The following is a 13,747-nucleotide window of genomic DNA, read 5'->3' as shown; positions in this document are numbered from 1 at the left end:
GAAGGGCCCCCTCTTAACGCCTGCGGTAGAGGAAGGGCCCCCTGTTAACACCTGGCCCCCGGCGCCGCAGCCGGCGGCCACCGGCAACGGCACCGGCACCGGCCCGCGGCACCGCCCCCGGCCCCCGGCGTGCGGCGCCGGCGCCGGGGTTCAGGGCTCAGCGTCCGGTTGCGGCGGGGTCGCGGAGCACCGTGTCGAGGCGGCCGTCGCGGTCGCTGTCGATGTACGTGAGGTCGGGCACCCCGTCACCGTCGAGGTCGACCTGCACCACGTCGGCCACGCCGTCGCCGTCCAGATCGGTGACCACCTGCACCGAACCGTCGAGGTGGTGGGTGACGATCGACCGGCCCCGGGGAGCCGGCCCCGGATGGGGCACCGGGTTCGGGGCCGGCGGCGGCGCCGGGGTCGGCCGAGGCCCGGGAGTGGTGCCCGGCGCCACGCCCACCCTGGTCGGGGGAGTGGTGTCGGGCGGCCCGCTCGCCGGCAGCACGCCCACGCCGGTCGGGTCCATCTCCTCCTCCGAGGGAAACACGTCCCCCCGCGGTGCCGGATCACGGTAGCTGCTCATCCCCGGTGATTTCCCCGCTCGCGGACGCGCATAACCGCCCGCTCGCGTCGATCATGGAGTCGTGCTGGGGACGGATGCCGTGGAACGGGTCGAGTCGGGCACCATAACTCCATGATCGACGGGAGGGGCGGTTCCGGCGTACGGTCGGCGGATGATGACGCGGCGAAACTGGGCGGGGAACGTCACCTACTCGGCCCGCCGCCACCACCGCCCCGAATCCGTCGACGAGCTGCGCCGGGTGGTGGCCGGCAGCGACCGGGTACGCGCCGTCGGCAGCGGCCACTCATTCAACCGGTTCGGCGACACCACGGGCGACCTGGTGTCGCTCGCGGGTCTGCCGCAGGAGGTGACGCTGGACCGGGACCGGTCGACGGTGACCGTCCCGGCGGCCATGCGGTACGGCGACCTCGCCACCCGCCTGCACGCTGAGGGGTACGCCCTGGCGAACCTCGCCTCCCTGCCGCACATCTCGGTGGCGGGCGCCGTCGCCACCGGCACCCACGGCTCGGGCGAGCGGAACGGCAACCTGGCCACGGCGGTGGCCGCGCTGGAACTGGTCACCGCCGACGGCGACCTGCTCACCGTCGACCGGACCGCGGACGGTGACACTTTCGACGGGATGGTGGTGTCCCTGGGCGCGCTCGGCGTGGTCACCCGCGTCACCCTCGACGTCGTGCCGGCGTTCACGCTGCGCCAGGAGGTTCGGCTCGGCCTGCCCCGTGAGGCGCTGGAGCCGGCGCTCGGTGCGGCGTACAGCGTCAGCGTCTTCACCGACTGGCGATCCCCGCTGCTGCGCGAGGTCTGGATCAAGCAGCGGGCGGAGCTGCCGCCACCGCCGGCCGACTGGCTCGGTACGACGGTGGCCGACCGGCCCCGGCATCCGGTCGCCGGGATGCCCGCCGAGCACTGCACGCCGCAGCTCGGGGTGCCCGGCCCGTGGTACGAGCGGCTGCCGCACTTCCGGCTCGGCTTCACCCCCAGCAGCGGTGCGGAACTCCAGTCGGAGTACCACGTGCCGCGGGCGGCGGCCGTGTCGGCGCTGGCCGCACTGGACGGGCTGGCCGACCGGATCGCCCCGGTGCTCCAGGTCTGCGAGCTGCGGACGGTCGCCGCGGACCGCCTCTGGCTGAGCCCCAACCACGAGCGGGACAGCTTCGCGATCCACTTCACCTGGATCGCGGACGCCGACGCGGTGGCGCCGGTGGTGGCGGCCGTGGAGGAGCGGCTGGCCCCGCTCGCGCCGCGCCCGCACTGGGGCAAGATCTTCGGGATCGCTCCGGCGGCCGTCGCCGCGGTCTGGCCCCGGCACGCGGACTTCGCCGCGCTGGCGGCCCGGCTCGACCCGGCCGGCAAGTTCCGCACCGACCTCTTCGACCGGTACGTCCCGACGACCCGGAGCGGTGCTGTCGGATAGCCGCCGCTTCGGGGCCGAGCGGCTTCCTTACGGCTCGCCTCCGTGATTAGTTGGTGCACCCGGCCCCAGCCTCCACTGAGGAGCGGAATGAGTGAATCCTTCACCACCGGCGAGCCCTCCACCACCGGCGACCGGATCATCCGGCTGGACAACCGGCACCTCGCCCCGATCACGGTCGCCGCGCAGTGCCTGGACAACCAATGGGTGACCGAGGATCTGCTCACGCGGATGGTCGCCCGGCGGCAGTCGTACGCGGACGTGGAACGGCGCCGGCGGTCTGACGCGCGCGCCGAGTACCTGCGCTCGATCCTCAACGCCGAGCAGGTGGTGGTGAACCGCGCCTACTTCGTCAACAACCCGGTCGTCAACCGGGACTTCACCTCCGACGGGCGGCCGCGGGAGGCGGTCCGCGCCCTGCTGGACGAGGGTGTGCTCGTGCCGTTCCTGCTGGGCGAGCGGGATCCGGCGGAGGAGCCCGCGTTCGGGGTCGACCCGGCCGGCTGGTCGGGATGGCTGCGCGTGCTCGGCGAGGTCGACGCCCTCCGTTGCCTGCGGCTGTCGTGGGACGACGCGGAGAACGAGAAGCTCACGCAACGGAGCATGATCAGGGAGTTCGAGAACTTCGTCCTCCAGATGAAGACGATGAACATCGAGGAACTCCGGCGGGACCTGCGGCTGCCGGAGGACGCCCGGCCGGTGATCAAGCAACGGCTGCTGGAAGCGACGCGCTGGGCGACGGACCTCGAACACCCGACCCGGGACGCTTTCTACCGGCATTTCCTCACCGAGCCCGACACCAATCCCGCCGAGGGGAAGTTCCGTTCGGCCCCCCTGGTCGCCGAGCTCAAGCAGCTCGTCGACCTGCGCTACAACACCACGCTGCCGGACGCCGTCGACAGGTACGCGCTGGTCCCGGCGGACTCGCTGCGCCGGAGCGCGTTGCAGGAGTACCGGAAGGAGCGCCGGCCGGAGCTGGGGATGAGCGACCTGCTCACCGTCCTCCAGACGCTGCGGCCGTACGCGTTCGACCTGGCCCAGCTTCCGCTGCGGATCGACCTGACCGGCCTCGAGCTGCACCACGTACGTGAGGCCCGGCGCACCGACGAGTGGCGCGACTACGTCACCAGCCTCCAGGCGCTGCTCGACGAGCCGTTCGACTTCGTGGACCGGGCGACGGAGGTCTACCGCCGGTACGTCGCCCTGGCCGGGCGGCTGGCGGGGATGGTGGGTGATCGGCGGCTGGAGGCGATGGCCGTCTGGCAGCCGGTCATCCGGGTGACCGTCGAGGTGCTCGGCAGCACCATCTCGCTGGTCTTCGACGGCGACCCGCGGGTGGAGCTGGTCGGGGACGTGGCGACCGAGGTGGCCGGTCGCGGGGCGACCGCGGTGGTCCGCTTCGCCGTCGTCGGTCGGGACCAGCGCCGGGCCGCGCGGGAGCTCGGCACCGGCGTCGACGTCATGCGCGTTCACCTGGAGCGGGCCAGGGAGGATTGGCGGGAGCTGCTCCGCCGGCTCGACGAGCTGGGCTTCCCGTTCGCCGAGGGGGACTCCGGCCGGGACGACGACCCGAACATCGACCGACCGCAGGGGGACGACGGTGACCAGTGACTGGAGCGACTACGCGGATCTGCGCAGGCTGCTGCCGGAGCGCTTCGTCAACCCGTCCGGGGCGGCGGTGGAGATCCTCGACGAGCCGGAGCAGGTGACCGCCGCCGAACAGGCCAAGGCGGACGCGTTGCGCGCCCGTGGGCTGCCGACGGAGTGGAGCCGGACCGGGGTGGTGTTCCGGGACGAGTACGTGGTCCTCGTCCGCGACCCGGTCCGCTTCCCGGGAGGTGGGCTCGGGACGTACATCCGCTCGATGCCCGGGACCGGCGGCGACGGTGTGGTCCTGCTGCCGGTGCTCGACGGCGCCGTGGTCCTGGTGGAGCACTTCCGGCACGCGACGCGGGACTGGCACCTGGAGGCGCCGCGCGGGTTCGGGGAGGCCGGGGTGCCCGCCGCCGAGCAGGCGGCGCGGGAGTTGCGCGAGGAGATCGGGGTGGAGCCGGTCCGCCTGGTCGACCTCGGCGTCCTGCACCCGGACACCGGCACCGCGACCGATCGGGTGCAGCTCTACCTCGCCGAGATCGCCGGGCTGGGCGACCTCGGGACGGGGGAGGGGATCCGGTCGGCGCGCCGGTACCCGGCCGAGGAGGTCGGCCGGCTGATCCGCGACGGTGTGGTGACCGACTCGTTCACCATCGCCGCCTGGACCCGCGCCTGGCTGCGCGGGCTGCTGGCCACCCGGTAGCCGCCGTCAGCCGGTCGGGCGGCCGGTCAACTGCTCGCGCATGCTGCCGCGCTGCACCGCCCGGCTGATGTCGCTGGGGGAGATGATCCCGATCAGCCGGCCGTCGACCACCACCAGCGCCCGCCCGTCGGCGCACTCGCTGAGCCGGGGCAGGAGGTCGTTCAGCGACTCGTCGGGGGAGGCCAGCACCAGCTCGTCGGCCCGGCAGGAGACCTCGGCGAGCGTGGTCGCCGACCGGCGGTCGGCCGGCACGTCGCGGACCCGGTCGAGGGTGACCAGCCCGACCGGCCGTCCCTCCTCGGTCAGCGGCAGCGCCGAGTGCCGGTACGCGAACAGGTAGTTGTCGATGAAATCGGCCACGGTCAGCTCGCCGGAGGCGGTCTGCGGCTGCGGCGTCATCACGTCGGCGACCCGCAGGCCGCGCAGCGCGCTGCCCATCCGGGCCTGGCGCTCCTCCATCCCGGCGGCGCCGATGAGGAACCAGCCGATCAGGATCAACCACAGCCCGCCGAACCCGGCGCCGGCGAAGAACTGCCAGAAGCCCAGACCGATCAGCAGCGCACCGAGCACCCACCCGGCCCGGGCGGCCACCACCGACGCCTTCGTGCGGTCACCGGTGGCCTTCCACACGGCCGCCCGCAGCAGTCGCCCACCGTCCAGCGGCGCGGCCGGAAGCACGTTGAAGACCGCCAGCAGTACGTTGATGCCGGCCAGCCACGCCAGCGCGCCGAGCCACAGTCCGTCGTACCCGGTCATCGCGACCGCCACCGCGATGGCTCCGAAGAACACCCCGATCAGCAGGCTGACCAGCGGTCCGACCCCGCTGATGCGCAGCTCGGCGCCCGGGTTCGGCGCCTCGCCCTTCAGCTCCGCGACCCCGCCGAAGAGCCACAGCGTGATGCCCTGGACCTCGATCCCGTTGCGTTTGGCGACCACCGCGTGGGAGACCTCGTGCGCGAGCAGGCCGAGAAAGAAGACCACCGCCGCCGCGAGGCCGGCCAGCGCGTACCCGATCCACGGCCGGTCCGGGTACGCGCGGGGGAACTGGTTGGCCGACAGCCCCCAGGCGATGAGCAGGAAGATGACCAGGACGCTCCAGTTGACCCCGACGGGTACGCCCGCGACCCGGCCAAGCCGGAAACTCGCCCTCATGTTCCGGTCATACCCCGCGCGGTCGCCCTCATGCCAGGGGCGAAGGTCCCCGGATGGGCACGCTTCGCGGCGGGCGTGACGAACGGTCCCCGCATCCGGCCGGGCTCAGGCCGTGGGCGGCGGCGCCGGCAGTGCGTCGACCACGACGACCTCGCTGCCGGGGCGTACCTTCGCCAGCAGCTCGCGTTGCCCGCTCCTGGTCAGGCGGACGCACCCGTTCGTGGTGTTCCGGCCCAGCTCACCGTCGTGGTACCAGCTGTGGATGCCGATGTGCGCGCCGCGCAGCCCGGCCGGCACCGAGCCCGGGTCGTCGGGCACCGAGCCGAGCGCGAAGATGTCCACCCCGCCGTACACCGAGGTGGGGGGCTCGGTGCGGCCGAGGATGAAGGTGCGCCCCAGCGGCGTCTCCTGGCCGCGCTGCCCGAGACTGACCTGCCAGGAGCGGACGGCCTCGCCGCCGCGGTACCAGGTCAGCCGGTGGTGCCGGCGCTCGATGACGATCTGGTCGGGCAGCGGCACGGTCTCGAAGCCGCCCGGCGGGAGCCAGGCCAGGGTGCGGTTGGCCGAGGGCAGCAGCACGGCCGTCCAGCCGCTGCGCCGCTCGACGATCGGCATGGTCACCTCGACGCCCCTGATGGTCGGCGCGAGGAACGCCACCGGCTTCCCGCCGGGGGCGGTGTAGGCGGCGAGGCGGCGGGTCGGGTGCAGTCCTTCGGTGAGCGGCGTGGTGTCCAGGGGGTCCGGGTCGGCCGGGAAGCCGGCGGGTGCCGGGTCGTAGTCGACCACCGGCAGGTCGTCCGGCGCGGGCGCCGCTGCCGGCACGGTCTCCGCGGGCTGCTCCGGCGCGGGCGCCTCGCCCTGCGGCGCCGGCTGCTCGACGACCGTCGGGGCGGCGACGGGCGCGGGGTCGGGCGCCGGCTGCGGGGTCAGGGCCCAGCCGGTGACACCGGCGGTGGCCAGCAGCAGGGGTACGCCCACCGCGGCGGCGGTCCAGCGGAGGCGCGGACTGATCCTGTCAAACAGCACCAAAACACTCTAACGGGTGGTCGTGTTAAGAAGGGCCCCTTGCTATGCGAAAGGCGATAACAAGGGGCCCTTCCTTTCCGCTCAGCTCAGGCGGGCGCCGATGTGGATGGCGATCGCGTCGTGGGCGGGGATGTTCGCGGCGAACCAGCCGCTGCCGTCCACGGTGATCACCGGGCCGCTACAGCTGCCGCCGGAGAAGGTGCCGTGGATGACGTCGCAGTACCGGCCGGCGGGCAGACCGGTGTAGTAGGACCGGCCGTTGATCGCGAAGTCCTCGTCGTTGATGGTGAGGTAGCCCTTGCCGGCGCGGCTGAAGGCGATGTGCTGCCAGCCGTTGTCGTACCAGTTGGCGACCCCGGCGCCCTCGGTGGCGTTGCGGAAGCCCACCATGTTGGCGATGACCGGCCAGCGGTGCTCGCACTCCCAACCGGAGTAGCAGGTGACGTCGAGGTTGCGGCCGCCGGAGTCCGAGGGCGGGCCCTGGTCGCGCTGGCTGAAGGTGTAGCTGGACATCACCGTCGGCGAGCCGTACGGCCAGGCCAGCATGAACGCGTTCGCCAGGGCGTAGATGCCCCGGTCGCGGTAGGTCAGCACGCCGCCGGAGTCGCGCTGGGTGTCGTGGTTGTCGACGAAGACCGCCGAGACGGAACTGGGCAGGTGGCCCCATCCCTCGCCGAAGTTCCGCAGGTACGCGAGCCGTTCGGAGCGGAAGACCCGGGCGAGGTCCTTGCCGTAGCGGAACTCGTGCACGTCCCCGTTGCCGGTGTACTCGCCCGGCTGGATCGGCTCACCGGCGCCGTGGATGACCTCCTGCACGAGGTACGCCGACCGGGACAGCTTGGCCTTGATCGCCGCGATGTCGGCGGCGGGCATGTGCTTGCTGGCGTCCATCCGGAACCCGTCGACGCCCAGGGAGAGCAGGTCGTTGAGGTACGCGGCGAGCCGCGACCGCACGTACTCCGACTCGGTCTTCAGGTCGGCCAGGTTGACCAGCTCGCAGTTCTGCACCTCCCAGCGGTCGTTGTAGTTGGTGATCTCGTGTCCGCTGTTGCGGCCGCAGTAGTGGAAGTCCTGGGGCTGGTAGATCCCCGGGTACTCGTAGTGGCTGTAGGACGAGCCGGCCCAGCCGGTGCCGGGGTTGTCCTGGCCGGACATGTGGTTGACGACCGCGTCGACGATCACCTTGACCCCGGCGGCGTGGCAGGCGTCCACCATGGACTTGAACTGGGCGCGGGTGCCCTTGCGGGACTCGATCCGGTAGCTGACCGGCTGGTACGCCACCCACCACTGGGAACCGCGGACGTGTTCCTGGGGCGGCGAGACCTGGACCCAGCCGTAGCCCTTCGGGCCGAGCGTGGTGCGGCACTCGTTGGCCACGGAGTTCCAGTTCCACTCGAAGAGGTTGGCGATGACCTTCTTGGATCCGGACGGAGCCGCGGCGGCCGGGGGTGCCGCCACGGCGGTCGGGACGAGGAGGCTCGCGATCACGCCAAGGGCGACGATCGCCGACAGGCATCGACGTCGATGCATCGGAATCTCCCTACGGGGGTTCGGGGGACAGGGTGGTGGTGGAGCCGTGGGAGGGCCTCCAGCTGCCGGGATCTTGCACCCGGGGCTGAAAGTTTCCGAAACTTTACGAGCTTGTTGCAAGAGCTGTCAATGCATGGATGTCCGTCACTGCTATCTGCGCGAAACGCACCTACACGCGCCGGGCGGTCACCCGGTTCGACGGGTCGCTGACAAATTTTTGGCCGACCGGTGATCCGGCGGCGCGGTCGGTCCGTACTGGAGGAGGGAGCAGGGTCGGCCGGTGGCGCGCCACCGCGAGACGATCGAGGAGCAGATGGCCCGGGCACAGCAGAAACCGAAGGCGACGTCCGTCCGGACCAGCACCAGCAGCCGGGGCGTCCGCGCCCCGTCGAGGTCGGCGATCGTCCTGTTGACCGTCTCCGTGCTGGCCGCGCTCTGGGCCGCGACCATGCTGACCGGCGTCGGCTCGTCCGTGTACGCGTACGGCTTCTTCTTCACCGAGTTCTTCGCCGGGGTGATCGCCCTGGTGGCGCTCAGCCTCACGGTGATGCTGGGGCTGCTCGCCACCGACCGCCTCGTGCTGATGATCCGGCACCGCGTGCTGCTGCAGTCCGCGCACCGCGCGACCGGCATCCTCGGCGTCGCCGGACTCGTCTTCCACGCCATCACGAAGATCGCCACCGGTCGGGCCGGGAGCACCGACGCGCTGATCCCGTTCGTCAGCGGGCGCGGCCTGTACGTCGGCCTCGGCACGGTGGCCGGGCTGCTGATGGTGAGCGTGCTGTGGACCGGCATCATCCGTGCCCGGTTCGCCGGCGTCGGTCCGAAGTGGCTGTGGCGCACGCTGCACTCCGCCGCGTACCTCTCCTGGCCGTTCGCGATCCTGCACGGTCTCAACGCCGGCCGGCCCGCAGCGCCCTGGGTGATCTTCAGCTACCTGGCCTGCGTGCTGCTGGTCGTCCTGGCGCTGCTGGTCCGGCTCTCGGTGACCCTGCAGCGACGCAGCCGCGAGCAGCACCAGGCCGCCGCCATGAACAAGGCGATGACCGCGCGGGTGACCGACGACGGCAAGGGCCGCGCGCTGCTCGGCGGCGTCGCCCGCAAGCGCGACGGCGACGACCGGCGCGAGAGCCGGCGGGACTCGACCTGGTCGGAGACCACCCTCGCCGGCACGTGGAGCGCCCCCGGCAGCCGCCGCCGCGACCCCGAGCGGTTCACCGTCCCCGTCGTGCCCGAGCCGGGCTCCCTGCGCGAGCCGGCGCCCCGCCGCCGCCGCGACGAGCCCGCGCTGGAACCGGCCCGCCGGGAGCGGCCGGCCCGCCGCCGTACCGAGGACGCCGCGCCCGCCCGGTCCCGCCGCCGCACCCAGGAGTACGAGACCGTGGCGGCCCGCCGCGACGAGCGGCCATCCCGGCGGCGCGAGGAGGAGTACGAGGCCGAGGTGGTCCGCCGCGACGAGCGGCCGTCCCGACGCCGCGAGGAGGAGTACGAGGCCGAGGTGGTCCGCCGCGACGAGCGGCCGTCCCGACGCCGCGACGAGGAGGCGGCCCCGGCCGGGCGGCGTCGCCGGGACGACGCCGACTCCTACGGCTCCCGCCGGTCCCGCGACGAGACGGACGCCGGCAGCCGGTACCCGGCCCCGCCCCGGCGGCGCGACGACGAGCCGGAGGAGCCGTGGACCAGCCCGCGCCGCTGGGCGAGCGCGCCGATCTCCGCCGGCCCGATCTCGGCGGGCCCCGTGTCGGCCGGACCGGTGTCCGGCACGCCCATCTCGTCCGCGCCGCGCAGCGGTGGCGGCCGGCACAGCGCAGAGGACGACGTGCCGGAGGAGCCGGACTACTGGCGGCCGCCGGCCCGGTACGCCCCCGAGGAGGCCCCGTTGCCGCCGGACGACACGCCGACCCTGGTGGACCTCGCCTCCCGCCGGGCCCGCCGGGCCGAGAGCAAGCGGCGCCGCCGCCGGGCCGACGCGGACTCCGTCGACATCGCCTACCTCACCGAGCTGCGGGGTGAGGCGAAGTGACGCGGGCCGTGCCGCCGGTCGCATGCGTGGGCGAGCCCCGGCTGACCGCCGGCTTCGCCGAGTTCGGCCGGCTCGACCTGATGGCCCACGAGGAGGTGCACGGCCCGATCGGGCCGATGGAACCGGCGAACCTGCTGCGGCTGGTCGAGGGCATCCAGCTCAAGGGCAAGGGCGGGGCCGGCTTCCCGTTCGCGAAGAAGCTGCGGGCGGTGCTGGAGTCCTGCGAACGGCAGGACGCCACCGCGATCGTCGTCGTCAACGCGACCGAGGGCGAGCCGGCCAGCTGGAAGGACAAGGTGCTACTCACCCGGGCCCCGCACCTCGTCCTCGACGGGGCGGCGCTGGCCGCGTACGCGCTGGACGCCGACGAGATCGTCATCGGGGTGGCCGACGACGGCGTCGGCCAGGAATCCCTGATGGAGGCGCTGGCGGAGCGGCGGATGCCCATGCCGACCAGCGTCGTCACCGTCCCGCACCGGTTCATCTCGGGTGAGGGCGGTGCCCTGGTCAACGGGATCAACGGCCTGCCGCACATCCCGCCCGGCACGAAGAAGCGCTCCAGCGACTCCGGCGTCGGCGGGCTGCCGACCCTGCTGTCGAACGCCGAGACGTACGCCCAGGTCGCGATCGCCGCCCGGCTCGGACCGTACGAGTACGCGGCGCTCGGCACCGACGACGAGCCGGGGACCGTGCTGCTCACCGTCACCGGCGCGGCGAAGCGGCCGGCCGTGGTGGAGTGCGCCGCCGGCACCCCGCTGCGGGACATCCTCGAGCTGTGCGAGGCGCCGGACGGGCCGGGCATCCTCGTGGGCGGCTACCACGGCAAGTGGATCACGCAGGAGGCGGCCGACCGTGCCGAGGTCTCCCGCAAGGGGCTGGCGGCGGTCGGCGGCACGCTCGGCGCCGGCATCATCCTGCCGCTCGGCCCGGACACCTGTCCGCTCGGCGAGGCCGCCCAGGTCGTCCGCTACCTGGCCGGCGAGTCCGCCGGCCAGTGCGGGCCCTGCAAGCGGGGCCTGCCGGAACTGGCCCGCTCGGTCGACCTCGCGGTGTCCGGCAGCGCGCCGGTGGAGGTCGTCCGGGCCGCCGCCGGCGACGTCAAGGGCCGGGGCGCGTGCAGTCACCCCGACGGTACGGCGCGCTTCGCGCTCTCCGCGATGGAGGTGTTCGCCGACGACCTGCGGGCGCACAGCACCGGCGAGGGGTGCGGCCGGCGGGTCAGGGGCCTGATGGGGCTGCCCGGCGCACCGGACCCGAACCCGCAGAAACTGATGCTCGACTGGTCCCGCTGCGACGGGCACGGGCTCTGCGCGCACGTGGTGCCGGACTTCATCCGCCTGGACGCCAACGGGTACCCGGCCTTCCCCACCACGCCCGTGCCGACCTGGCTGCGCGAGGGGGCGCTCAAGGCCGTCAAGGTCTGCCCCGAACTGGCGCTGCGACTGACGAAGGTCGAGTCGTGACCGCGTACCGGAGGGGGCCGCTGCGGCGGGCCGTGCTGGCGGCCGTGACCGCGTCGGCCCTGCTCGGCGCGGCCGCCTGCGGCGGGGCCGGCGCGTCCCCGGACGGCGCGGAGACACCGCCCGCCGCCGCGGTCTCCGCGACCGGCGCGCCGGCTGCCGCACCGAGCCCGTCCGGGCCGCCGGCCACCGTGCCGGAGACCCTGAAGTTCGCCGCGAAGACGCTCGACGGCAGGGCCTTCGACACCGCCGCGCTGGCCGGCAGGCCGGTGGTGCTGTGGTTCTGGGCGCCGTGGTGCGCCACCTGCGCGAGTCAGGCGTGGACGGTGGCCGAGGTGGCGCCGGCGTACCGGGACCGGGTGCCGGTGATCGGTGTCGCCGGCCTCGGCCAGCAGAAGGCCATGAAGGACTTCGTCACCGAGTTCGAACTGGGCGGTGTGCCGCAGCTCGACGACCGGGCGGGCGCGGTGTGGCGGCGCTTCGAGGTCGTCGAGCAGAGCACCTTCGTCATCCTCGACCGCGGCGGCAAGGTGATCCACCGGGGCTTCCTCGACGGCGAAGACCTGACCCGCCGCCTCGCCACCCTCGCCCAGGTGTAAGGAAGGGCCCCTTATTAACGCCTCCGGTAGAGGAAGGGTCCCTTCTTAACACCGGAAACCCGCGCGGCGCAGCGCAGCCCAGCGCAGGGCAGCGCGGCGCAGCGCGGGGCGGGGCGTCAGCGCGGGGTCAGGCGGTCGGTGCCCAGCCGCGGCTGGAGGACCTCCGGGACCAGGACCGAGCCGTCCGGCTGCTGGAACTGCTCCAGGATCGCCGGGAACAGCCGGCTGGTCGCCAGCGCCGAGCCGTTGAGCGTGTGTACGAAGCGGGTCTGCTTGCCGCCCGGCTCGCGGTAGCGGATCGCCGCCCGGCGCGCCTGGTAGTCACCGCCCCAGGAGACCGACGAGACCTCCTTGTACTTGCCGGTGCTCGGCATCCACACCTCGATGTCGAGGGTCTTGCGCATCGCGGCGCTGGCGTCCCCGGCCGCGAGGAGGCTGCGCTGGTAGTGCAGGCCCAGCTTCTCGACCAGGCTCTCCGCGTGGGTGACCATCTCCTCGTGCGCCGCCTCGGCCTGCTCGGGCAGCGTGAACTGGAAGATCTCCACCTTGTTGAACTGGTGCCCGCGCACCGTGCCGCGCTCGTCCGAGTGCGATCCGCCCGCCTCGCGCCGGTAGCAGGGCGTGTACGCGAAGGCCTTCAGCGGCAGCTTCGCCGGGTCCATGATCTCGTCCTGGAAGGCGCCGAGGATCGCCGTCTCGGCGGTCGGCAGCAGGAACTGCCCGCGTGGCGCGGACGCCCGGTCCAGGTGGTAGACGTCCTCGGCGAACTTCGGGAACTGGCCGGCCGCGAAGCCGGCGCTCTCCAGCAGCAGGTGCGGCGGGAGCAGGAACTCGTACCCGGCCTCGATGTTCTGCTCGATCAACCAGTTGATCAGCGCCCACTCCAGCTGGGCGCCCAGGCCGGTGTACATCCAGAAGCCGGAGCCGCCGAGCTTCACACCCCGCTCGTGGTCGACCAGGCCCAGCATCCGGCTCAGCTCGACGTGGTCGCGTACCTTGTCGATCGCCGGCGGCTCGCCGAAGGTCTTCACGACCCGGTTGGCCTCCTTGCCGCCGGGCACCACGTCGTCGGCGGGCAGGTTCGGCAGCTCGCTCATCCGGTCGCGCAACCGGGCCTGCACCTCGTCCAGCTCGGCCTCCAGCTCGGAGAGCTGCTTGCGGCCGGCCTCCGGGGCGGCGACCTCCGGCTCGCGTCCGGCGCGCTTCGCCTCCGCGTACGCCCGGGCCTCGGCCTTGCGGCGCTGGCGCTCACCGTCGATCGCCGTGATCAGGCCGCGCCGCTGCTGGTCGAGCTGCTGGATCTCGTCCAGCGCGCGGGTCACCTCCGCCGGGTCCAGTCGCTTGGCCAGCGCGGACGCCACCGCGTCGCGATCCTTCCGGATCAACTCCATGTCGAGCATGCTGCTCCGTACGCCTCCGTCCGGACGTCAGGTGGACCTCCAGATGCTACCGTCGCGGCCCGCCGGCCCCCGGCCCGGTGTCACCGCCGGCCACCCGGCCGCCACGGCCCGGGCCCGCCTGCGCCGTACGCTCGGCGTGCCCGCGCCGGTCGCCCCACACGCGCTCCAAGATCGCGCTGCATCTGCGAAGTCAACACCGTTGCGTTTAGCGCCGTGACCGGGAGGCAAGCCCTTTTTCGAAGATTGTGATGTCGGCGTGGAAGCTGTAGGTCTGTGTGGTTG

Annotated in this window: 11 protein-coding genes; 6 read left to right on the top strand and 5 right to left on the bottom strand. The window is 73.1% G+C overall.

Annotation, left to right across the window (positions count from 1 at the left end; translation table 11 throughout):
• Nucleotides 1–157: 157 nt before the first annotated feature.
• On the bottom strand, nucleotides 158–568 hold the full coding sequence (locus ABTW87_RS28595; protein WP_350654354.1) for a hypothetical protein: 411 nt from the start codon (nucleotides 566–568) through the stop codon (nucleotides 158–160).
• Between the two features lie 151 nt (nucleotides 569–719).
• Between ABTW87_RS28595 and ABTW87_RS28590 the strand changes: the two genes are divergently transcribed.
• From ABTW87_RS28590 to ABTW87_RS28580, 3 genes are all read left to right on the top strand, one after another.
• Nucleotides 720–1,982 (top strand): FAD-binding protein, encoded by a 1,263-nt coding sequence (locus tag ABTW87_RS28590; RefSeq protein ID WP_502891663.1) that lies wholly within the window; start codon nucleotides 720–722, stop codon nucleotides 1,980–1,982.
• 87 nt (nucleotides 1,983–2,069) lie between these two features.
• Entirely contained in the window at nucleotides 2,070–3,590 is a 1,521-nt protein-coding gene (locus tag ABTW87_RS28585) for a hypothetical protein (protein WP_350654353.1), read from the top strand.
• Nucleotides 3,580–4,275 (top strand): NUDIX hydrolase, encoded by a 696-nt coding sequence (locus ABTW87_RS28580; RefSeq protein ID WP_350654351.1) that lies wholly within the window; start codon nucleotides 3,580–3,582, stop codon nucleotides 4,273–4,275. The genes ABTW87_RS28585 and ABTW87_RS28580 overlap by 11 nt, the downstream gene beginning before the upstream one ends.
• Nucleotides 4,276–4,281: 6 nt before the next feature.
• Here the strand turns inward: ABTW87_RS28580 and ABTW87_RS28575 are convergent, their stop codons facing one another.
• From ABTW87_RS28575 to ABTW87_RS28565, 3 genes are all read right to left on the bottom strand, one after another.
• Nucleotides 4,282–5,427 carry a site-2 protease family protein gene (locus ABTW87_RS28575; protein ID WP_350654350.1) on the bottom strand — a complete coding sequence of 382 codons (1,146 nt, stop codon included), beginning with the start codon at nucleotides 5,425–5,427 and terminating at the stop codon, nucleotides 4,282–4,284.
• 105 nt (nucleotides 5,428–5,532) lie between these two features.
• On the bottom strand, nucleotides 5,533–6,453 hold the full coding sequence (locus tag ABTW87_RS28570; protein WP_350654348.1) for a L,D-transpeptidase: 921 nt from the start codon (nucleotides 6,451–6,453) through the stop codon (nucleotides 5,533–5,535).
• Nucleotides 6,454–6,534: 81 nt separating this feature from the next.
• Nucleotides 6,535–7,983: an alpha-amylase gene (locus ABTW87_RS28565; protein ID WP_350654346.1), complete on the bottom strand. Its 1,449-nt coding sequence runs from the start codon at nucleotides 7,981–7,983 to the stop codon at nucleotides 6,535–6,537.
• 280 nt (nucleotides 7,984–8,263) lie between these two features.
• Here ABTW87_RS28565 and ABTW87_RS28560 point away from each other — a divergent pair, with 280 nt between their 5' ends.
• Genes ABTW87_RS28560 through ABTW87_RS28550 form a run of 3 tightly spaced genes read left to right on the top strand, consistent with a single transcriptional unit; the run spans nucleotide 8,264 to nucleotide 12,065 of the window.
• A complete protein-coding gene (locus tag ABTW87_RS28560) occupies nucleotides 8,264–10,006 on the top strand; it encodes a hypothetical protein (protein ID WP_350654345.1) in 1,743 nt (580 codons plus the stop codon).
• Nucleotides 10,003–11,469 (top strand): NADH-ubiquinone oxidoreductase-F iron-sulfur binding region domain-containing protein, encoded by a 1,467-nt coding sequence (locus ABTW87_RS28555; protein ID WP_350654343.1) that lies wholly within the window; start codon nucleotides 10,003–10,005, stop codon nucleotides 11,467–11,469. Before ABTW87_RS28560 ends, ABTW87_RS28555 begins: the two co-directional genes overlap by 4 nt.
• Entirely contained in the window at nucleotides 11,466–12,065 is a 600-nt protein-coding gene (locus tag ABTW87_RS28550; protein ID WP_350654342.1) for a redoxin domain-containing protein, read from the top strand. The genes ABTW87_RS28555 and ABTW87_RS28550 overlap by 4 nt, the downstream gene beginning before the upstream one ends.
• A 116-nt stretch (nucleotides 12,066–12,181) precedes the next feature.
• Here the strand turns inward: ABTW87_RS28550 and serS are convergent, their stop codons facing one another.
• Nucleotides 12,182–13,465 (bottom strand): serine--tRNA ligase, encoded by a 1,284-nt coding sequence (gene serS, locus ABTW87_RS28545; RefSeq protein ID WP_350654341.1) that lies wholly within the window; start codon nucleotides 13,463–13,465, stop codon nucleotides 12,182–12,184.
• Between the last annotated feature and the right edge of the window lie 282 nt (nucleotides 13,466–13,747).

The sequence above is a fragment of the Micromonospora sp. NPDC126480 genome, from assembly GCF_040302465.1.
Taxonomy (GTDB): domain Bacteria; phylum Actinomycetota; class Actinomycetes; order Mycobacteriales; family Micromonosporaceae; genus Micromonospora.
The sequence above is the reverse complement of the archived record's forward strand: the minus strand, read 5'-3'. Positions and strand labels throughout refer to the sequence as shown.

Bases quoted from the DNA above. Each gene is read 5' to 3' on its own strand.
- ABTW87_RS28595 (WP_350654354.1), bottom strand. From the start codon at position 568: ATGAGCAGCTACCGTGATCCGGCACCGCGGGGGGACGTGTTTCCCTCG.
- ABTW87_RS28590 (WP_502891663.1), top strand. From the start codon at position 720: ATGATGACGCGGCGAAACTGGGCGGGGAACGTCACCTACTCGGCCCGC.
- ABTW87_RS28585 (WP_350654353.1), top strand. From the start codon at position 2,070: ATGAGTGAATCCTTCACCACCGGCGAGCCCTCCACCACCGGCGACCGG.
- ABTW87_RS28575 (WP_350654350.1), bottom strand. From the start codon at position 5,427: ATGAGGGCGAGTTTCCGGCTTGGCCGGGTCGCGGGCGTACCCGTCGGG.
- ABTW87_RS28565 (WP_350654346.1), bottom strand. From the start codon at position 7,983: ATGCATCGACGTCGATGCCTGTCGGCGATCGTCGCCCTTGGCGTGATC.
- serS (WP_350654341.1), bottom strand. From the start codon at position 13,465: ATGCTCGACATGGAGTTGATCCGGAAGGATCGCGACGCGGTGGCGTCC.